Source organism: Streptomyces viridochromogenes DSM 40736 (assembly GCF_000158955.1).
Lineage (GTDB): Bacteria > Actinomycetota > Actinomycetes > Streptomycetales > Streptomycetaceae > Streptomyces > Streptomyces venetus.
Genome location: NZ_GG657757.1, coordinates 5,127,068 through 5,146,444, shown reverse-complemented (window position 1 = coordinate 5,146,444; position 19,377 = coordinate 5,127,068). Strand labels below are relative to the sequence as shown.

General features: G+C 70.5%; 22 protein-coding genes. 8 read left to right on the top strand and 14 right to left on the bottom strand.

Going from position 1 to position 19,377, the window contains the following annotated elements; translation table 11 throughout:
- Positions 1-24 precede the first annotated feature (24 nt).
- Together SSQG_RS22650 and SSQG_RS22645 are read left to right on the top strand one after the other, a co-directional pair.
- A complete protein-coding gene (locus SSQG_RS22650) occupies positions 25-1,368 on the top strand; it encodes a 3-oxoacyl-ACP reductase (protein WP_003992170.1) in 1,344 nt (447 codons plus the stop codon).
- On the top strand, positions 1,368-2,258 hold the full coding sequence (locus SSQG_RS22645; protein WP_039933419.1) for a MaoC family dehydratase: 891 nt from the start codon (positions 1,368-1,370) through the stop codon (positions 2,256-2,258). The genes SSQG_RS22650 and SSQG_RS22645 overlap by 1 nt, the downstream gene beginning before the upstream one ends.
- A gap of 114 nt (positions 2,259-2,372) precedes the next feature.
- Here SSQG_RS22645 and SSQG_RS22640 read toward each other — a convergent pair whose 3' ends face one another.
- From SSQG_RS22640 to SSQG_RS22595, 11 genes are all read right to left on the bottom strand, one after another.
- Positions 2,373-3,068, bottom strand: a complete 696-nt coding sequence (locus tag SSQG_RS22640; protein ID WP_003992168.1) for a TetR/AcrR family transcriptional regulator — start codon at positions 3,066-3,068, stop codon at positions 2,373-2,375.
- Positions 3,069-3,163: 95 nt separating this feature from the next.
- Entirely contained in the window at positions 3,164-4,465 is a 1,302-nt protein-coding gene (locus SSQG_RS22635; RefSeq protein WP_003992167.1) for a dicarboxylate/amino acid:cation symporter, read from the bottom strand.
- A gap of 66 nt (positions 4,466-4,531) precedes the next feature.
- Positions 4,532-4,633: a putative leader peptide gene (locus tag SSQG_RS43725; protein ID WP_338117285.1), complete on the bottom strand. Its 102-nt coding sequence runs from the start codon at positions 4,631-4,633 to the stop codon at positions 4,532-4,534.
- Between the two features lie 140 nt (positions 4,634-4,773).
- The gene (locus SSQG_RS22630) at positions 4,774-5,076 is read right to left on the bottom strand and encodes a DUF4229 domain-containing protein (RefSeq protein WP_003992166.1); all 303 of its coding nucleotides are present in this window, start codon (positions 5,074-5,076) and stop codon (positions 4,774-4,776) included.
- Positions 5,077-5,151: 75 nt separating this feature from the next.
- Entirely contained in the window at positions 5,152-5,676 is a 525-nt protein-coding gene (locus SSQG_RS22625; protein ID WP_003992165.1) for a GNAT family N-acetyltransferase, read from the bottom strand.
- Between the two features lie 16 nt (positions 5,677-5,692).
- Positions 5,693-6,343: a UdgX family uracil-DNA binding protein gene (locus SSQG_RS22620; RefSeq protein ID WP_003992164.1), complete on the bottom strand. Its 651-nt coding sequence runs from the start codon at positions 6,341-6,343 to the stop codon at positions 5,693-5,695.
- 97 nt (positions 6,344-6,440) lie between these two features.
- A complete protein-coding gene (mqnE, locus tag SSQG_RS22615) occupies positions 6,441-7,604 on the bottom strand; it encodes an aminofutalosine synthase MqnE (protein WP_003992163.1) in 1,164 nt (387 codons plus the stop codon).
- A gap of 73 nt (positions 7,605-7,677) precedes the next feature.
- On the bottom strand, positions 7,678-8,133 hold the full coding sequence (locus tag SSQG_RS22610) for an Lrp/AsnC family transcriptional regulator (protein WP_003992162.1): 456 nt from the start codon (positions 8,131-8,133) through the stop codon (positions 7,678-7,680).
- Positions 8,134-8,194: 61 nt separating this feature from the next.
- Complete coding sequence (locus SSQG_RS22605; protein ID WP_003992161.1) at positions 8,195-8,872, bottom strand: UbiX family flavin prenyltransferase; 678 nt, start codon at positions 8,870-8,872, stop codon at positions 8,195-8,197.
- 28 nt (positions 8,873-8,900) lie between these two features.
- Positions 8,901-9,803, bottom strand: a complete 903-nt coding sequence (mqnP, locus tag SSQG_RS22600; protein WP_003992160.1) for a menaquinone biosynthesis prenyltransferase MqnP — start codon at positions 9,801-9,803, stop codon at positions 8,901-8,903.
- Positions 9,800-11,251: a menaquinone biosynthesis decarboxylase gene (locus SSQG_RS22595; RefSeq protein WP_039933417.1), complete on the bottom strand. Its 1,452-nt coding sequence runs from the start codon at positions 11,249-11,251 to the stop codon at positions 9,800-9,802. The genes mqnP and SSQG_RS22595 overlap by 4 nt, the downstream gene beginning before the upstream one ends.
- Before the next feature lie 66 nt (positions 11,252-11,317).
- Here SSQG_RS22595 and SSQG_RS22590 point away from each other — a divergent pair, with 66 nt between their 5' ends.
- The 3 genes from SSQG_RS22590 (at position 11,318) to SSQG_RS22580 (ending at position 12,706) form a co-directional block, all read left to right on the top strand.
- Entirely contained in the window at positions 11,318-11,635 is a 318-nt protein-coding gene (locus SSQG_RS22590; protein ID WP_003992158.1) for a PLD nuclease N-terminal domain-containing protein, read from the top strand.
- Between the two features lie 70 nt (positions 11,636-11,705).
- Positions 11,706-12,365 carry a DUF6232 family protein gene (locus SSQG_RS22585; RefSeq protein WP_338117284.1) on the top strand — a complete coding sequence of 220 codons (660 nt, stop codon included), beginning with the start codon at positions 11,706-11,708 and terminating at the stop codon, positions 12,363-12,365.
- Positions 12,362-12,706 (top strand): hypothetical protein, encoded by a 345-nt coding sequence (locus tag SSQG_RS22580; RefSeq protein WP_003992156.1) that lies wholly within the window; start codon positions 12,362-12,364, stop codon positions 12,704-12,706. Before SSQG_RS22585 ends, SSQG_RS22580 begins: the two co-directional genes overlap by 4 nt.
- On the opposite strand, the gene SSQG_RS42930 is transcribed toward SSQG_RS22580, so the two are convergent.
- Entirely contained in the window at positions 12,707-12,820 is a 114-nt protein-coding gene (locus SSQG_RS42930; RefSeq protein ID WP_244299512.1) for a DUF397 domain-containing protein, read from the bottom strand.
- Entirely contained in the window at positions 12,768-13,715 is a 948-nt protein-coding gene (locus SSQG_RS22575; protein WP_039933416.1) for a helix-turn-helix domain-containing protein, read from the bottom strand. The genes SSQG_RS42930 and SSQG_RS22575 overlap by 53 nt, the downstream gene beginning before the upstream one ends.
- Positions 13,716-13,821: 106 nt before the next feature.
- On the opposite strand from SSQG_RS22575, the gene SSQG_RS43720 reads away from it, so the two are divergent.
- The gene (locus SSQG_RS43720) at positions 13,822-14,427 is read left to right on the top strand and encodes a hypothetical protein (RefSeq protein ID WP_003992154.1); all 606 of its coding nucleotides are present in this window, start codon (positions 13,822-13,824) and stop codon (positions 14,425-14,427) included.
- A gap of 60 nt (positions 14,428-14,487) precedes the next feature.
- Here the strand turns inward: SSQG_RS43720 and uvrA are convergent, their stop codons facing one another.
- Positions 14,488-16,989 carry an excinuclease ABC subunit UvrA gene (gene uvrA / locus SSQG_RS22565; protein WP_003992153.1) on the bottom strand — a complete coding sequence of 834 codons (2,502 nt, stop codon included), beginning with the start codon at positions 16,987-16,989 and terminating at the stop codon, positions 14,488-14,490.
- Positions 16,990-17,070: 81 nt separating this feature from the next.
- On the opposite strand from uvrA, the gene SSQG_RS22560 reads away from it, so the two are divergent.
- The gene (locus SSQG_RS22560) at positions 17,071-17,811 is read left to right on the top strand and encodes a MerR family transcriptional regulator (RefSeq protein ID WP_003992152.1); all 741 of its coding nucleotides are present in this window, start codon (positions 17,071-17,073) and stop codon (positions 17,809-17,811) included.
- 135 nt (positions 17,812-17,946) lie between these two features.
- On the top strand, positions 17,947-19,344 hold the full coding sequence (locus SSQG_RS22555; protein WP_003992151.1) for a condensation domain-containing protein: 1,398 nt from the start codon (positions 17,947-17,949) through the stop codon (positions 19,342-19,344).
- Positions 19,345-19,377 lie beyond the last annotated feature (33 nt).

Sequence of the window (19,377 nt, the reverse complement as noted above, 5' to 3'; positions counted from 1 at the left end):
CGTCGTCGGGAACTGGGAGTTGGAATGGCCGACCGCTATCTGCGCTTCACCGGTACCGCACCCGGCCGCTTCCTCACCCGTCGGCTCGGGCTGCCGCAGCCCGCGGCGCTGACCCGCTGGTCCGCCGAGCGGCCCGACCTGGACGGCGGTCTGCTCCACCTCACCGCCGGCGGCTCCGGCCTCGACCTGACGTCGGTCCTCGCCCGTACGGGAGTCGCCCCGGCCGGCTCCGGCCGGACCGCCGCCGTCGTGCTGGACGCGACCGGGGTGCGGGACGTCGAGGGTCTGGCCGAGGTGCACGCGGCCCTGCACCCGGTCGTACGGTCGGTCGCCGCGAGCGGGCGCGTGGTGGTGCTCGGCGCGCCGCTCGACCTCGCCGACCACCATCAGGCCGCCGCCCAGCAGGCCCTGGAGGGCTTCACGCGCTCACTCGGCAAGGAGATCGGCCGGGGCAGGACCGTGAACCTGGTCCGGCTCACGGACGCGTCCGCCGCGGAGTCCACCCTCCGCTTCCTGCTGTCGCCGAAGTCGGCGTACGTGAGCGGGCAGGTGATCGAGGTCGGGCCCGGCGAACAGCCCGGCGAACAGCCAAGCGAGGAGCCAGGCGAAGAGCCCTCGGCTCCCGTCGACCGGAACCGCCCTCTCACCGGCCGCACCGCCCTGGTCACCGGCGCCGCACGCGGCATCGGTGAAGCGGTCGCCGAGACGCTCGCCCGGGACGGTGCCCGGGTCGTCGTCCTCGACGTGCCGCAGGCCGGGCAGGACGCCCGGCGCGTCGCCGACCGGCTCGGCGGCACCGCCCTGCTCCTCGACATCACGGCCGCGGACGCCGGTGCCCGGATCGCCGAGGCCCTGCCCGACGGCCTGGACGTGCTGGTCCACAACGCGGGCATCACCCGGGACCGCCGGCTGGTGAACATGCCGGCGGAGCGCTGGATCCCGGTGCTGGAGGTGAACCTGGCGAGTGTGCTGCGCACGACGGACGCGCTGCTCAAGGCCGGGACACTGAACCGCGGCGGCCGGATCGTGGCGACGGCGTCGATCGCGGGCCTCGCCGGCAACGCCGGGCAGACCAACTACGGCGCGAGCAAGGCGGGCGTCGTCGGCCTGGTCCGCTCCCTCGCGCCCCGCGCGCTCGCGGAGCACGGGGTGACGGTCAACGCGGTCGCGCCCGGCTTCATCGAGACGAAGATGACGGCGGCCGTCCCGCTGTTCATCCGCGAGGCGGGCCGCCGGATGAACTCCCTCGCCCAGGGCGGCCTCCCGGCCGACGTCGCCGAGACCACCGCCTGGCTCGCCGATCCGGGGTCGGGCGCGGTCAACGGCCAGGTCGTCCGCGTCTGCGGCCAGAGCCTGCTGGGGGCGTGATGGCCGACGCCGCTCTCGTCCTCACCCAGCCCCCGTCCCTCGCCCCGCTCCTCGCCCGCGGCGCCCTGTTGTCGCCCTTCAAACGGCCCTCCCCCGAAGCCGAGTTCCCGCGCACCCGGCTCGTCCTGCCCGGCCTGCGCGTCGACCTGGCGCGACTGGCGGCGTACGAGCGGGTGTGCGGATTCCCGACCGGGGAGGACGCGCTGCCGCTGACCTATCCGCACGTGCTGGGATTCCCCCTGGCCATGCGGCTGATGAGCGGCCGGGACTTTCCGCTGCCGCTGCTGGGCCTCGTCCACACGTCCATCACGGTCACCCGGCACCGGGGCATGCCGGCCACCGGCGCGTACGAACTCGCGGTGTGGGTCGAGGGACTGGCAGCGCACCGGCGCGGCACGGAGGCGACGGTCGTCACCGAGGTGCGCGAGGGCGGGGACCTGGTGTGGGAGTCGACCAGCACCTACCTCACCCGCCACCGCACACACCACCCTGCCCGGTCCCCCGAATCTGCCGGGCCTGCCGAGCCCGCCGGCCCCGCCGACCCCGGCGGTGAGGAGGGGCGCCAGCCGTGGTCCGCCGTCGCCGAGTGGCGGATCGGTGAGGATGTCGGGCGGCGGTACGCGGCCGCGTCCGGTGACCGGAACCCGATCCACCTCCACCCGCTCACCGCCCGCCTGTTCGGCTTCCCCCGGGCCATCGCGCACGGCATGTGGACGGTCGCCCGCTGTCTCGCCGCGCACGGCGCGCCGGACTCCTGCCAGGTCCGTGCCGAGTTCCGGGCACCGGTCCCGCTGCCCGCGACGGTGACGTACGGGGCTGAGGACGGCCGGTTCGAACTGCGCGGCCGGGACGACCGGTTGCACGTGGCCGGGGAGGTCCGCCGGATCTGAAGCGGGGCTGGTGGGCTTCTGATGGATCTCCGTGGGAGAAGGAGCAGCGTCCGGCGCGGCGAGCGAGAGTGCGTGCCGGGCGTCGCGACGCCGCGGAGGTCCGTCAGAAGCCCTCTAGCCGTCCGCAGGCTCCTCCGGGGGTGACCACGGCCGCCCGGCCATCAGGTCGCCCAGGCCCGCCCACGCGAAGTTCATCAGGGTCGCCGCGGCCTGCCGGGCTGTGACGCCGGGGGTGGCGTTGGCCCAGGCGGCGAGCGACTCGGCGGCACCGACGAGGGCTTCGGCGAGACCGCCGACCTCGCGCTCGGGCAGGTCGGGGTCGTGGGGGTGCCTCCCTGCTCGAGCGCAGCCGAGAGCTTGGGGGAGTGCCTCGCGGGCGGCGGCGAGGATCAGCTGGGTCACGAACGCGACGATCTCCTCGCGCATCGCGGTGACCTCGGCGGCGAAGGGCTCGCCGTGGGTACGGGCCTGGAGGTGCAGTACGGCCCAGGAGTCCGGGTTGCGCGCGGTGTGCGTGAAGAACGCGCCGAGCCCTTCCCAGAGTTGCCGGTCGGCGGGCAGATCGCGCCGGACCCCGGCCCGTACCGCCTCGACGAGCGCGGCGGCCTCACGGCGGATGCAGGCGGTGAAGAGGTCTTCCTTGGAGTTCAGGTACAGGTAGACCAACGGCTTGGACACACCCGCGAGTTCGGCTATCTCGTCCATCGACGCGGCCCGGTAGCCACGTTGGCCGAAGATCTGCACGGCGGCGTCCAGCATCTGCTGTTCACGGACCGCACGCGGCATCCGCTTGGTCTTCACGGCACCCATGGCGCTTAGCGTACGGTCCCCCTGGCCGGCCCTCGGTCACGAACCGAAGGGACCGGCCAGGGGGACCGTAGGAGCTGAGACCCGGAAGCCGGCCGTCAGGCGGCTGCCGGCACCTGCTCGGGCCGCTCGTCGCGCGGCTCGTCCAGGGAGGAACCGTCGGCCGTGGCGTAGGCGTCACGGTCGAGCAGGTTCTCCCGGGCCGAGACCAGGACCGGGATCAGGGCCTGTCCGGCGACGTTGGTCGCGGTGCGCATCATGTCGAGGATCGGGTCGATCGCGAGGAGCAGACCGACGCCCTCCATCGGCAGGCCGAGGGTGGAGAGGGTGAGGGTCAGCATGACCGTCGCGCCGGTCAGACCGGCCGTGGCGGCCGAGCCGACCACCGAGACGAACGCGATCAGCAGGTAGTCGCCGACACCGAGCTGGATGTCGAAGATCTGGGCGACGAAGATCGCGGCGATCGCCGGGTAGATCGCGGCGCAGCCGTCCATCTTGGTCGTCGCGCCGAACGGCACCGCGAAGGACGCGTACTCCTTCGGCACGCCGAGCCGCTCGGTGACCTTCTGCGTCAGCGGCATGGTGCCCACGGACGAGCGGGAGACGAAGGCCAGCTGGATGGCGGGCCAGGCGCCCTTGAAGAACTGGATCGGGTTGGCCTTGGCGACGGTGGCGAGCAGGGTCGGGTAGACCACGAACAGCACGATCGCGCAGCCGACGTAGATGTCGACGGTGAAGGTGGCGTACTTGCCGATCAGGTCCCAGCCGTAGGTGGCGATGGCGTTGCCGATGAGGCCGACGGTGCCGATCGGGGCGAGCCGGATGACCCACCACAGCGCCTTCTGGAGCAGGCTGAGGACGGACTCGCTCAGGGTGAGGATCGGCTGGGCCTTCTCGCCGAGCTGGAGGGCCGCGATACCGGCGACGGCGGCCATGAAGACGATCTGCAGCACGTTCAGCTCGGTGAACGGCGTGATCACGTCCGTCGGCACGATGCCGGTGAGGAAGTCGATCCAGGAGCCGGTGTCCTCGGGCTTCGCGCCGTCCTTCGGCGTGAGGCCGGTACCGGCGCCCGGGTCGGTGAGCAGGCCGATGACGAGACCGATGCTCACCGCGATCAGCGAGGTGGCCATGAACCAGAGGAGGGTGCGCGAGGCCAGGCGGGCCGCGTTGTTGACCTTCCGCAGGTTGGTGATCGAGACCAGGATCGCGAAGAAGACGAGCGGGGCGACGGCGAGCTTCAGCAGGCCGATGAAGGTGTCGCCGACCTTCTCCAGGGTCGTGACCAGCCAGGACAGGTCCTGGCTGCGGGCGAGCCAGCCGAGCAGCACGCCAAGGACGAGACCGGCGATGATCTGGGCCCAGAAGGGCACCTTGAAGGACTTGGTGTGTGAGGACACGGACCGACTCCGTTGGGGGGACGCGTAGGGGAGCTGACGTGGGAGACGACGGGGGTTGGCGTTACGTCAGGGACGACAGGTAGCGGACGCGCACCGACAGAGATCCACGTGCAGGCGCGCCACGAGCGAGACGCTCTGGGGCGTGTGGGGCGCGACTGCTGACTTCATGACAATCACCTTAACACTTGAACTTTGAGGACCCCAAAGCCTTGCTTTGACAGGCGGAAACGCGGATGCACCCATACAAGGCAAAGCGCCCCGTTTCCGAGCATGTTCGGAAACGGGGCGCTGGACGCCTGTGAGGGACGTTACGAGGTCTGGGCGCGGGACGTGTCGTCGGCCACGTCCTCCGCGTCCTCCTGGCTACGGTTGGCCTCCAGGTTGGCCTTCATCCGGTCGACCCGCCGCACGATCTGCACGGATGCCCGGTCGCGCTCCTTGCGCAGCACGACGAAGCTGATCGGCGCGGAGAGCACCAGGGCGAGCAGGACGACCCACAGGCCGTTGCTGTCGCCGAGGCCGCTCGGGGCGAGGCCGGAGTAGACGAGGCCCCAGACGACCACGAGGCAGCCCACGAAGATTCCGAGGCGCATCAGTGTGTAGCGGAGCATCTCAATCCACTCTTCCGATTCCAAAAGGGGCCACTGCTCAGTGAAGCACGGCGGATGGCCGATCTTGCAGCGGGGTCAGTTCAGCGGAAGCAGCATGATCACGTCGTCCCGGTCGTCACCCGGTGCGACCCGGATGGCGTCCGGGACCCGGCCGACCTCCTTGTAGCCGCAGGACCCGTAGAACCGCTCGAGCCCGACCCCGCCCCGGCAGGTCAGCCGGATCGCCTCGATGCCGTCGATCCCCCGGGCCGCGTCCGCCGCGGCGGCCAGCAGATCACGCCCGTACCCCTTGCCCTGGTGCCGCGGGTGCACCATCACCGTGTACAGCCACAGCCAGTGCGTCATCAGCCGGTGCGTGTTGAGGGTGAGGAACGCGGTCGCCGCGACTCGCCCGTCCTCGTCGTGCCCGACGAGCAGCCTCACCTGCCCCTCCGCCATCAAAGCGAAGTGCTTCAGCAGCACAGGCCGGATGTCCTCCCGCGTCACAGGCGGCACGAATCCGACGGCTCCTCCGACGTCGGAGACGTCGACCCACAGATCGAGGATGCCGTCGCGCAGCTCGGGAGTGACGGCGGGATCGAGTGTGAAGGTAAGGGGCATGCGGGGATTGTAGCTATTACCTCAGTGCTTGCGCCGCCACTCTCAGATCCGACACCAGACCCCGGTACGCCGCCTCCCGGTCGTCCGCCCGCAGCACCGAGGACGGGTGCACCGTCGGCACCAGCCGCTCCGCCCGCCCGTGGATCTCCTCCTCCAGCACGGTGCCGCGCACCTGCGTCACCCGGAACGAGGACCCGAGCAGCGCCTTCCCGGCGGTGGCCCCCAGCACGACGATCAGCTCCGGCTCCACGACGGCGAGCTCTGCGGCCAGCCAGGGCCCGCACGCGGTCATCTCTCGCAGGCTGGGCGCCTTGTGGATGCGCCGCTTACGCGGCTCGGCCTGCGTGAACTTGAAGTGCTTCACGGCGTTGGTGACATAGGCCTCGGCGGGATCGATGCCGGCTTCCTCAAGGGCCCGGTCCAGCACCCGCCCGGCAGGCCCGACGAACGGCTCCCCCTGCCGATCCTCCTGATCCCCGGGCTGCTCCCCCACGAGCATGACCCGGGCATCAGCGTCACCCGACCCGAACACGGTCTGCGTGGCGTCCCGGTGCAGAGGACACCCCCGGCACTCGGCAGCGGCCCGCCGCAGCGCGGACAACCCACCGCCACCAGGAACAAAAGGCTCAGCGGTATAGGCATCCTCAGACGCCTGGGCCCTGACCATGCCCCCCGGGTACCCCACCCAGGGGCGCGGGGAACTGCGCGACCAGCCCCCATCACACCCGCACCCGCACCCGCACCCGCACCCGCCGCCAAACGGCTCACACCCGCATCGGCTGCGGCGACTCCCGAAGCCCCGGGTCAGCCCCCTCATACTCCCGAATGATCTCGTACCGGGTATTCCGCTCCACCGGCCGGAACCCGGCATCCCGAATCAGATCCAGCAGATCCTCACGCGTCAGCTTGTTCGGCGTCCCGTAGTTGTCCGCATCATGCGTGATCTTGTACTCGACGACAGACCCGTCCATGTCATCCGCACCGTGCTGCAAGGCCAGCTGCGCCGTCTGCACCCCGTGCATCACCCAGAAGACCTTCACATGCGGCACGTTGTCGAACAGCAGCCGCGACACCGCGAAGGTCTTGAGCGCCTCCGCACCCGTCGCCATCTGCGTCCGCGCCTGAAGGCGATTGCGCACCTTCCCGTCCTGCATGTCGACGAAGTCGTGCTGGTACCGCAGCGGAATGAAGACCTGGAACCCGCCGGTCTCGTCCTGCAACTCCCGGAGCCGCAGCACGTGGTCCACCCGGTGACGAGGCTCCTCGATGTGCCCGTACAGCATCGTGCACGGGGTCTTCAGCCCCTTCTCGTGCGCGAGCCGGTGGATCCGGGACCAGTCCTCCCAGTGGGTGCGGTGGTCGACGATGTGCTGCCGGACCTCCCAGTCGAAGATCTCCGCGCCACCACCGGTCAGCGACTCCAGACCGGCGTCGATCAGCTCGTCGAGGATCTCCGACGCGCTCATCCCGGAGATGGTCTCGAAGTGGTGGATCTCGGTCGCCGTGAAGGCCTTCAGCGAGACGTTCGGCAGCGCGGCCTTCAGCTCCCGCAGCGAACGCGGGTAGTAACGCCACGGCAGGTTCGGGTGCAGCCCGTTGACGATGTGCAGCTCGGTGAGGTTCTCCGACTCCATCGCCTTGGCGAGCTTGACGGCCTCCTCGATGCGCATCGTGTACGCGTCCTTCTCCCCCGGCTTGCGCTGGAAGGAGCAGTACGCGCAGGAGGCCGTGCACACGTTCGTCATGTTGAGGTGACGGTTGACGTTGAAGTGCACGACGTCGCCGTTCTTGCGGGTGCGCACCTCGTGCGCCAGGCCGCCGAGCCAGGCCAGGTCGTCCGACTCGTACAGCGCGATGCCGTCCTCACGGGTCAGGCGGACGCCCGCCCTGACCTTCTCCTCCAGCTCGCGCTTGAGCCCGAGATCCATGCCCACACCTTTCTCCGAAGACGTCCCAACCGTACGCCCCCACCCTTCGAGCGGGAGGTGCCCCCATACGGCCCTACTCCTCTTCAGGCAGCTCCCCGACCCGGTTCTCCCACTTGGTGGAGAGGACGATGGTCGTACGCGTCCGGGACACGCCCTTCGTCCCGCTGAGCCGCCGGATGATCTTCTCCAGGCCGTCCACGTCCGTCGCCCGCACCTTGAGCATGTACGAGTCGTCGCCCGCGATGAACCAGCAGTCCTCGATCTCCGAGAGGTCCCTCAGCCGCTGGGCCACGTCCTCGTGGTCGGCGGCGTCGGAGAGCGAGATGCCGATCAGGGCGATGACGCCGAGGCCGAGCGAGGCGGCGTCGACGGTGGCCCGGTAGCCGGTGATGACCCCGGCCGCCTCCAGCCGGTTGATGCGGTCGGTGACGCTGGGTCCCGACAGTCCGACGAGGCGTCCCAGCTCCGCGTAGGAGGCCCGGCCGTTCTCCCTCAGGGCCTGGATGAGCTGCCTGTCCACCGCGTCCATTGCGATCGAAGCCTTCCGCTGAAGTAGGTCTGTGGTTGTGGTGAGGTCTGCACGATGGAGCTCAGCCGGAACGGTCCGATCCGCCGCCGAGCTCACCTTGCCAACGGCGGTAGAGCCGGTGCGGCACGCCCGCCGCGTCGAGTACGCGTCCGGCGACGAAGTCCACCAGGTCCTGGATGTGCGTCGCGCCCGCGTAGAAGGCGGGTGAGGCGGGCACGACGGTCGCGCCCGCGTCGTCGAGGGTGACCATGTGCCGCAGGGTCTGGCCGTTCAGCGGGGTCTCGCGTACGGCCACGACCAGCGTGCGGCCCTCCTTCAGGGTCACGCTCGCCGCCCGCTGCAACAGGTCCTTCGACAGCCCGAGCGCGACTCCGGCCACGCTCGCGGTCGAGGCGGGCACGATCAGCATTCCCTTGGCCGGGTACGACCCCGAGGAGGGCCCGGCGGCCAGGTCGCCGGCGCTCCAGTGGCGTACGGCGCCGACGTCCACGGTGAAGGTGCCCGGCTTTCCGTCGGCGCCCCGGGACAGCCATGCGCGCAGGTCGTCGCGCCAGTGGGCGTCCCGGAAGGAGATCCCGGTCTCGTCGAGCAGGGTGAGGCGGGAGGCCCGGCTGACCACCAGGTCGACGCTCTCCCCCGCTTCCAGGAGCGCACGCAGCACGGCAGCCGCGTACGGCGTACCGGAGGCCCCCGAAACCCCCACGATCCAAGGCGTGCGCTGCTTTTCCCCTGCGTTCACATCTTGAGCGTACCGGTGGACGGACCGGTCAGACGGTCAGCCCCCGCACGAGCAGGTCCAGCAGCGCGCAGACGAACAGGGCGATGCCGATGAAGCCGTTGACGCTGAAGAACGCGCGGTTGACCCGGGACAGGTCGTGGGGCCGGACGATGGTGTGTTCGTAGAGGAAGGCACCCGCGACGACCAGCAGGCCCAGCCAGAAGAACGCGCCGGCGCCGGTGGCCAGGGCGTACCAGACGAACAGGGCCGTCGTGAGGGCGTGGCAGACGCGGGCGCCCCACACGGCCGCCGGGACACCGAAGCGGGCCGGGACGGACAGGACGCCGATCTCGCGGTCGGTCTCGACGTCCTGGCAGGCGTAGATGAGGTCGAAGCCGCCGATCCAGATGCCCACCGCGAGACCGAGGATGACGGCGTCCCAGGACCACTCGCCCGTGACCGCCAGCCAGCCGCCGACCGGGCCCATCGCCTGGGCCAGGCCCAGGATGGCCTGCGGGAAGTTCGTGAACCGCTTGCCGTACGGGTAGACCACCATCGGGATCACCGCGATGGGGGCCAGGGCCAGGCACAGGGGGTTCAGCAGGGCCGCAGCGCCGAGGAAGACGACCAGGGCGATCAGGGCGCCGGTCCAGGCGTGCTTCACCGACATGGCGCCCGTCACCAACTCGCGGTGCGCCGTACGCGGGTTGCGGGCGTCGATCTCCCGGTCGATGATCCGGTTGACCGCCATGGCGAAGGTCCGCAGCCCCACCATGCAGACGGTGACGAGCAGCAGGCGCCCCCAGTGGATGTTCCGGTCCAGCTGGAACATCGCGGTGAGCGCGGCGATGTAGGCGAAGGGCAGCGCGAAGACCGAGTGCTCGATCATCACGAGGCGCAGGAACGCCTTGGTGCGTCCCGGCTGGGGGATCGCGGCGGAGGCGCTGCTCACAGGCCGTACTCCTTCCAGCGGCGGTCCACCTTCGCCGCCGTCTCCGGATCGGACTCGACCATGTCGGGCCAGCCGCCGTCGCGCGTGTAGCCCTCCTCGGGCCACTTCTTCGTCGCGTCGATACCGGCTTTGCCGCCCCAGAACTGCTGGTAGGAGGCGTGGTCGAGGTGGTCGACGGGGCCCTCGACGATGCTCAGGTCGCGGGCGTAGTCCGTGTTGCCCAGCGCCCGCCAGGCGACCTCGTGCAGATCGTGCACGTCGCAGTCGGAGTCGACGACGACGATCAGTTTGGTCAGCGACATCATGTGCGCGCCCCAGACGGCGTGCATGACCTTCTGCGCGTGCTTCGGGTATTTCTTGTCGATCGAGAGGATCGCGCAGTTGTGGAAGCCGCCCGCCTCCGGCAGGTGGTAGTCCACGATGTCGGGGATGATGATCTTCAGGAGCGGGAGGAAGAAGCGTTCCGTCGCGCGGCCCAGGGGCCCGTCCTCCGTCGGGGGCCTGCCCACGACGATCGACTGGAGCAACGGCCGCTTCCGCATCGTCACACAGTCGATCTTCAGCGCGGGGAAGGGCTCCTGCGGGGTGTAGAAGCCGGTGTGGTCGCCGAAGGGGCCCTCGGGCAGCATCTCGCCGGGCTCCAGCCAGCCCTCGATCACGACCTCGGCCTGCGCCGGCACCTGGAGCGGCACCGTCTTGCAGTCGACCATCTCGATCCGCTTGCCCGCGAGGAACCCGGCGAACAGGTACTCGTCGATGTCGCCGGGCAGCGGCGCGGTGGAGGCGTACGTCACGGCGGGCGGGCACCCGAAGGCGATCGCGACGGGCAGCCGCTCACCCCGGCGCGCGGCCACCTGGTAGTGGTTCCGGCTGTCCTTGTGGATCTGCCAGTGCATGCCGATGGTGCGCTTGTCGTGCCGCTGGAGCCGGTACAGCCCGAGGTTGCGGATGCCCGTCTCCGGGTCCTTGGTGTGGGTCAGCCCCAGGTTGAAGAAGGACCCGCCGTCCTTCGGCCAGGTGAAGAGGGCCGGAAGCTGGTCGAGGTCCACGTCGTCGCCGGTGAGCACCACCTCCTGCACCGGCCCGTCCTTGACCTTCTTCGGCGGTACGTGCGTCATCGAGCCGAGCTTGCCGAAGGCCTCGCGCACGCCGACGAACCCGTGCGGCAGCTCGGGCTTCAGCAGCCCGCCGATCCTCTCGGAGATCTCGCCGTACGACTTCAGCCCCAGCGCCTTGAGCAGGCGCCGGTCCGTGCCGAACACGTTCATCGCGAGCGGCATGCTCGACCCGCGCACGTTCTCGAAGAGCAGCGCGGGCCCGCCGGCCTTCTGCACCCGGTCGACGATCTCCCCGACCTCCAGGTACGGGTCGACCTCGGCCTTGATGCGCTTGAGGTCACCCTCGCGCTCCAGCGCCCTGAGCAGGGAGCGAAGATCGTCGTAAGCCATGCGGTCCAGTATCCCCGAGCGGCTACCCTGGCCCTGAACCGCCCACCGCTTTCGCTGAGAGGCCGCATGCTCCGGGTACTGATGTTCCTCGTGCCGCTGGCGCTGAGCGTGTACGCGTTCATCGACTGCATCAGCACGAAGGACGACGACATCCGCCACATGCCCAAACCGCTTTGGGCGCTACTCGTCCTGGTGTTCCCCCTCGTCGGTTCCCTCTCCTGGCTCATCGCCGGCAAGAAGCGCAGCCCCGCCGCCGACGGCTGGTCGGGGGTCCGGGGCGGACGCTCCCGGCAGTGGGTGGCCCCCGACGACAACCCCGACTTCCTGAAGTCGCTCGACGAGGACCGGGACAAGGACGACGACCCGAGGCGCGACGAGTCCTGAGGGTCCTGCGAAGCTTTCGGGAAACGGGTTGCCCTCCGGTGCACGCATGGTCGTCAATGGTGTTCACAGTGTGACCACCGGCCTTCAGAAGGACGCCATGGAGATCCAGCAGCCCCCGGGGCAGTGGGACGTGCCGCCCCCGCCCTCCACTCCACCGCGCGCCATGACCGACGTCGAACTCCGCGTCCACAAGCGCCTGTTATGGGTCGGCGGCGCGGCCTATCCGCTGCGCAACATCGCCCGGGTGTATACGTTCACCCTCCGCCCCAAGCGCAAGGAGGCGGTCTTCCGCTTCCTGTCCCGGACCGGGATCATCCTGGCCGTGGCCATCGGCCTGTCGATCATCGGCGGCCTGATCTCCTTCGCGAGCAGTTCCAGCGGCCCGTACGAGAGTGAGCAGTCCAGCGGTGGCGGACTGATCGTCCTCGTGTGGATCTGCTCCGGTGCGGCGCTGATCTACTTCTTCGTGGACATGCTCTCCGTCGTCACGGCCCCGTCCCACTACGTCCTCGCCGTCGAGACGGCCGGCCCCTCCACGGCGATGGTGACCAGCCCCGACCCGCAGCACCTGGACCGGCTCGTGGGCTACGTCTCGGGCGCGCTGGAGAACCCTGACACCGAGTTCCAGGTGACGGTGGAGCGCCTGACGATCAACTCGCCCACGAACTACCACTTCGGCGACAGCGTGAACATGTACGGCGGCAGCGGGAACACGGGGATCGCAGCATGAGCGGCAACAACTACTACTACGGCGACAACGTCAGCATGCACGGCGGCAGCGGCAACACGGGCATCGTGAAGAACGGGGCCACGGGCGACACGGACCCCGCCCTGCGGCTGGCCCTCGCCGAGCTGATCCGCGAAGTACGGGAGCTGCGCGACCAGCTGCCACAGCCGAGCGCGCAGCTCATCGACGAGTCCCTGCCGGTACTGGCCGCGGACGCCGCGCCCGCGCAGGAGCGGCACCGTGCGCTGATGGCTGTCGCCGCGATCGCCGCGGCCGTCGGGGCCGTGGGCCAGCCGGTCGCGGAGGCGGCCAACCGGATCCTGCAGATGGTGAGCGGACAGTAGTCAGCGCACGGAGCCGACGAATGCCGACCAGGCGGACCGGGTCACGACCAGGACCGGTCCGTCAGGGTTCTTGCTGTCCCGGACGGGGACGGTTTCGGGGAAATCGGGGGCGATTTCTATGCAGTTGCCGCCGTTGCCGTCGCTGTAACTGCTCTTGAACCAGGTCAGCGCGTTCCTGTCCATGGTGCCCGTACCTCTCCATCGTTGCGTGGATCAGATCGGCGGACTGGGGAGCTGACAGGGCGTCCGCCCTGAGCACATCATAGAGCTGGTTATAACGCTCGTAGAGGGCCGGATCGTTCGTGAAGTGGCCGCGGTTCAGGGACTCCGAGTACAGCCAGTGCCGCCCTTCCGGCAGCGTGATCAGCGACATGGAGCCGCTGGGACGAACGATCTCGAGGGGGCCCGCAGGCGCGACCTGGATGCGCATGTTGGGGCGCCGCGCCAGGTCGAGCAAGTGAGCGCACTGGTCTCGCATGGCAGCCGGGCCACCGACCACATTGCGCAAGCAGCTCTCGTCGAGGACGACGACATACAGCGGACCGCCATCAGCGAGGAAGCGCTGCTGCCTGCTCAGCCGAGCTCGCACTCGCTCCTCAAGCTCCACTCCGCTCACGTAACGGCAGGACAGCGCCCGGGCATAGTCCGATGTCTGCAACAAGCCGGGGATCACACGCTCCTGGTACTCCCGCAGGGTAACGGCCACCTCATCCATCTCAGCCCTGCGCCGGAACCAATCAGGATGCTCCACCTGCGGATACCAGTCGATCCGCCCCCACAGGCGAGCCAACACCCCACCCGTCCCGAGGAGTTCGTCGCACACCTTGGCGAACGAGTCCTGGGGCACCCGTGTCCCCGCCTCCACCCGCGCCACATGCGAACGGTCGCACGGGATCTGTCGCGCCAGAGCCTCCTGTGTGAGCAGCGCCGCCTCGCGGAAGTGCCGCAGCACCTCCCCGAACACGGCGGCCGTACTCGCCCCCGACTCCCCGCCGTTCCGTCGGCTCACGGCTCCCCCCTCCGTGACAGTGCACCGGTGTCACACGCCAAGCATTGAACCGGACCGTTCCCCTGCGCAACGCTCTATACACCCAGAGTTACGGAGGTGCAGGGAAATGGAACCGGGAACGCTCGTCTACGACCCGGAGGCGTGCAAGGTCGGCGAGTATCAGGACAGAACCGGCCCGTATGTGATGCTGCGCCCGGTCGGTGGCGGTCGGGAGTGGCAGGCGGACCCGGCGCGGATCCGCGAGGCGTCCCGGGAGGAGCGGCTCCGTGCGGGCGTACGCGCGGCCAACGACCGTTCCAGGGAAGGACTGTCGGCGGATCCGAACCGCCCTCCGGTCCCGGTGCCGGGGTGCGCGACGTGCGAGGAACTGGGCGTGCGCCGGGACAGGGCACGGGCGGCGTTCGACGGAAGCGCCGTGACGGACGCGAACGTTCTGCTGCGCCAGCACCAAGGACAGGAGCACGGTGGGGAATCGGCCGGCCGCAGGATCTTCAGGTACGTGCCGTACTCGATCGTGCAGGACGCGTCGGCCCTGCCCGAGTACGAGGCACGCTGTGTCTCGGGCGAGGACGCGGACTGCGGGGCCGGTTCCGGGCCCTGCTCGGCCCCGGCCGAGGTCGAGGAGTGGCAGCGCAGGCACACCCAGGAGACGAGGCACCTGCGCTACCGCCGCAGCTTCGCCGACTACGCGGTGCTGGAGAGGCAGGGCTGACACAACTGTCGGAGCCACTCGCTTCTTGCCAGTGTCGTGCTTCCGCGAGCTCGTCTCACGTCACCCTGCCAGAAACCCACCCGTCCGGGACGCCCTCACCCCCGACAGCTCCTGCGGGGTTCCCTCCCCCACCAACCGGCCCCCACCGGCCCCTCCCACGGGCCCGAGGTCGATCAGCCAGTCCGAGGCCCGCATCACGTCCACGTTGTGCTCGATGGTGATGACGGAGTGCCCCGCGTCCACCAGCCGCTGGAGGACTTCCAGCAGCCTTGCCGTGTCCGCCGCGTGCAATCCGGTCGTCGGTTCGTCGAGGACGTAGAGGGTGCGGCCGGTTGTCCTGCGGCCCAGTTCCTTCGCGAGTTTGAGGCGCTGGGCCTCGCCCCCGGACAGGGTGGGCGCGGGTTGCCCCAGCGGGAGGTAGCCGAGGCCGACGTCCGCCATGCGCCGCAGCCGGCCGGCCACGGCGGACACGTTCCGGAACACCCCCAGCGCCTCGTCCACCGTCGCCTCCAGCACCTCGGCGATGTCGTACCCCTCGTACCGGACGGCCAGCACCTCCGGCCGGAAGCGGCGGCCCCGGCACGCCGGGCAGCGCACCTGTACCGCCGGGAGGAAGTGCATCCGTACCGTGAGGACGCCCGCGCCCTCGCAGCGCTCGCAGCGTCCGCCCGGCACGTTGAAGGAGAACCGGCCCGCCGTCAGGAGTCCCGCGCTGCTCGTGGCGAAGACCTCGCGAATCGGGGTGAAGACGTCCGAGTACGTCGCCGCGTTGGAGCGCGGGACCCGGCCGATCGGCTCCTGGTCGATGAGGACGGCCTTGGACAGGTGCTCCCAGCCGTCGATGCCGTCGTGCTCGGCGGGCGGCCGGCCCGCGCCGTGGAAGTGCCGGCCGGCGGCCCGGCCCAGGATGTCCAGCAGCAGCGTCGACTTGCCCGAGCCGGACGGACCCGTGACCGTCACCAGGCGGTTCAGCGGTATCCGTACGGTCAGGTCCTTCAGGTTGTGGGCGCGGGCGCCACGGATCACCACCGCCGTGTCGCCGTCACCGCGTGCGCGTGAGGCGGGCGCGGGCAGCCTGCCCGACAGATACGCGCCGGTCACCGACTCCTCGACTCGGCCCACCTCCTCCGGTGTGCCCGTCGCGACGATCCGGCCGCCGTCCCGGCCCGCGCCCGGGCCGACATCGACCACGTGGTCCGCCGCGCGCAGCACGTCCAGGTCGTGCTCGACGACCAGCACGGTGTTGCCCAGGTCGCGCAGGCGCTTCAGGACGCCGACCAGGCGGGCGGTGTCGGAGGGATGCAGGCCGATGGTCGGCTCGTCGAGGACGTAGAGCACGCCGGTCAGTCCGGAGCCGAGCAGCGCGGCCAGCCGCAGCCGTTGGGTCTCTCCGGCGGAGAGGCTGGGCGTGGACTGCCCGAGGGTGAGGTAGCCGACTCCCACCTCCAGCAGGCGCCGTACCCGCTCCTCCAGGTCCACGACGACCGGCTCCACGAGCAGCCACTCCTCCCCGGCCGACCGCTCCCGCAGGCCGGTCAGCCAGTCGCCGAGATCGGTCAGCGGAAGCCGTGCCGCGTCCACGATCGTGAGGCCGTGCACGGTCACCGCCCGGCTCTCCGGCCGCAGCCGCACACCCTCGCACCCCGGGCAGAGCTGCCTCACCAGCCCCTGCTGCTCGGCCTTCTCGCGGTACTCGGGGTCGTCGGCGCGGTCGCTGTAGCGGCGCAGCAACGCCGTCGCGACTCCTTCGAAGCGGCCCGCCGAGACGGTCGCCGGCGGATCGGTGTCCGGGAAGTGCCGCCGGAACTCGGGGCTTTCGGCTCCGTGCAGCAGCAAGTCCCGCTGCTCCTGGTCCATTTCGTCGAACGGGCGGTCCGCGTCGAAGGTGAAGCCGTAGTGGCGGCCCGCGGCCCGCAGCGCCGTGAGGTTCCACTCGGTGAACTTCGCGTTCCAGCCCCGCACCGCGCCCTCGGCCACCGAGCGGGCGCCGTCGACCAGGCGCCGGACGTCGGGCCGGATCACCTCGCCGAGGCCGGTGCAGTCCGGGCAGGCGCCCGCGGGCTTGTTGAAGGAGAAGGCGCCCATCACCAACTCGGGGACGAGGGTGCCGCAGTGCGGGCAGGGCCGCTGCTCGCCCTCGGTGTCGTCGTCCTCGGTACCGGCCTCGGCGGCGTTCGCGTAGGACGGCGGGATGCTCTTGCCGCAGCCGGGGCAGGGGCGGCTGCCGATGCGGGACCACAGCAGGCGCAGGTACGTGAACACCTCGGTGACCGTGCCGACCGTGGAGCGCGGGCTGCGGTTGGTGAGGTGCTGGTCGACGCTGATGGACGGGGACAGGCCGGAGATCGAGTCGACGGCGGGCTTGCTGACCCAGCCGGTGACCATGCCCAGCGACTCCAGGTACTGCCGCTGGCCCTCCTGGTGGAGGGTGTCGAAGGCGAGCGTGGACTTGCCGGAACCGGAGAGGCCGGTCAGGACGACCAGCTTGTTCTTCGGCAGGGAGAGGGAGACGTTCCGGAGGTTGTGGAGGCGGGCACCGGTGACACGAATGCAGTTGTCCATTCCTTCAAGTCTTCCATTTAAGTGCCGTGTTGAGACTTTTGAGCCGCTGGCCGCCGTTCTCCTGGCGTAACCTTCAAATCGATGACCGACGAACGCCGTCTCCGCCCCGTCGACCTGGCCCGGCTGGCCGGGGTCTCGACACAGCAGATCCGCAACTACGAGGACGCCGGGGTGCTCCCGCCGGCCGCCCGGACCGCGTCCGGCTACCGCGCCTTCACCGACCTGCACCGCCGTGCGCTGCTGGCGTACCGGACGCTGCTGAAGGGGTACGGGCCGGTCACGGCGGCGCCGGTCATGCAGGCCCTGCACGCCGGGGACGTCCCGGGCGCGCTCGCGCTGGTCGACGCCGCGCATGCCGCCCTGCACGAGGAGCGGGTGTCGCTGCGGGCGGCGAGCGAGGCCCTGGAGCTGCTGGCGGTCGAGCCGCCCGCGCCGCTGCCCCGTTCCGGCGGGCTGCGCATCGGCGAGGTGGCGGCGCTGCTCGGCGTACGGACGTCGGCGCTGCGGGTGTGGGAGGGGGCCGGGCTGCTGGCGCCTCGGCGCGAGCGCGGCACGGGGTACCGGGTCTACGAGCCCGCCGATGTGCGCGACGCGCGGCTCGTGCGGACCCTGCGCCGCAGTCACTACCTGTTCGAGCAGATCAGGCCGGTGCTGGACGGGCTGCGGAAGGAGGGCAGCAGCGACGCCCTGCGCGCGGCCATCGCGGCGCGCGGGCAGGCTCTGACGGCTCGTACCAGGGTGATGATCGAGGGCGCGGGCGCCCTCCACTCCTACCTCGACCGGCTCACCGAAGCCGGGAACGTGGACATCGGCGTCAACTGAGCGCACCGGTCAGGGTTCGTATCGCCGTTCGAGATGCCATCCGAATCGTTGAAAACCGGCGACACCCGGTGTCGTCGGTGGCGGGTTCGCCATTCCTTTGGTCGGGTCTATCCCACCTGCGAACGGAGACGCCCTGTGCGAATGACCGACATCCAGCGCTGCGAGGTGCGACCTGGGCGACTCGTCGAATGGACGCTCAGCCCCGCGACCGTCGCGACGGCGAAGGCCTTGCCCGAGGACTCCAGACCTCCGGCGTACATCCAGGAGTCGCACATCCGCACGGCGCGGTCCGTGCGCGAGGACGGCCTGTTCGTGCCGACCTGGCTGGGCGCGGCGTTCGACATCCCGGGGCGGGCGGATCTGGACGCGCTGGGTGAGGCGCTGCGCGGCTGGACCCTGCGGCACGAGACACTGCGCAGCGGCTTCCGCTGGGCGGGCGGGCCCGGCGACTCGATCCGCCGCTTCACGCTCGACGCCTCCTCGGTGTCCCTGCACCGCGAGGAGGTCGGCGACTTCACCGACGCGGCGGCCCTGGCCCAGCACCTCCAGGACCGCTTCGACACCACGGCGGACGCCCTGCGCTGGCCCAACCTCATCTACACGGCGGTCGTCCGGGACGACTGCACCAGCGTGTACATGGCCTTCGACCACAGCAACGTCGACGCCTACTCCATCCACCGCATCCCCGCCGAGATCCACGAGCTGTACCGGGCCGGGCTCGCGGGCAGCGCGGTCGGGCCGGAGCCGGTGAGCAGTTACGTCGACTTCTGCGAGGCCGAGCGGGCGGACGCCGACCGTATCGACGCGGACCACGACATCGTCGCCCGCTGGCGGGAGTTCATCCAGCGCTGCGACGGACGGCTGCCGAGCTTCCCCGTCGACCTGGGCCTGGACCCCGAGGGCGGGCTGCCCACGCAGAAGTTCATGCGGGAGATGATGGCGGACGCGGACGCCGCCGCCGCGTTCGAGGCGTACTGCCGCCCGTACGGCGGGAGCCTGGTCGGTGTCCTCGCGGCCACCGCCCTGATCGTCCACGAGATCGGCGGAGAGCCCGTCTACCGCACGGTCGTGCCGTTCCACACCCGGGTGAAGTCCCAGTGGTCGCAGTCGGTCGGCTGGTACGTGGGCGGCGCCCCGATCGAGGTCCCCATGTCGGAGGCCTCCGACTTCCCGAGCGCGCTGCGCACCGTGCGCGCCGCTCTCCAGGCCAACCGCCGGCTGGCCCGCATCCCGCTCGCCCGCGTGCTGCACCTCCTCGGGGCGGACTTCCGCCCCACCTCCCCCGACCTGTACTCGATCGTCTCGTTCGTCGACACCCGTGGCATCCCCGGCTCCGAGGCGTGGACGGACCAGAAGGCGTACGGCCTGCTCAGGGTCTCCTACGGCGACCAGGTCTGCGCCTGGATCACCCGCCTCCACGAGGGCCTGTGGTTCGCGGGCCGCTACCCGGACACGGACATCGCGCAGAAGAACCTGCGGCTGTACGTCGAGCGGCTGCGGGACATCGTGACGGGCACGGTCGGGCAGGTCTAGCGGGCCCGGCCGGGAACGCCGAAGGCCGGTTCG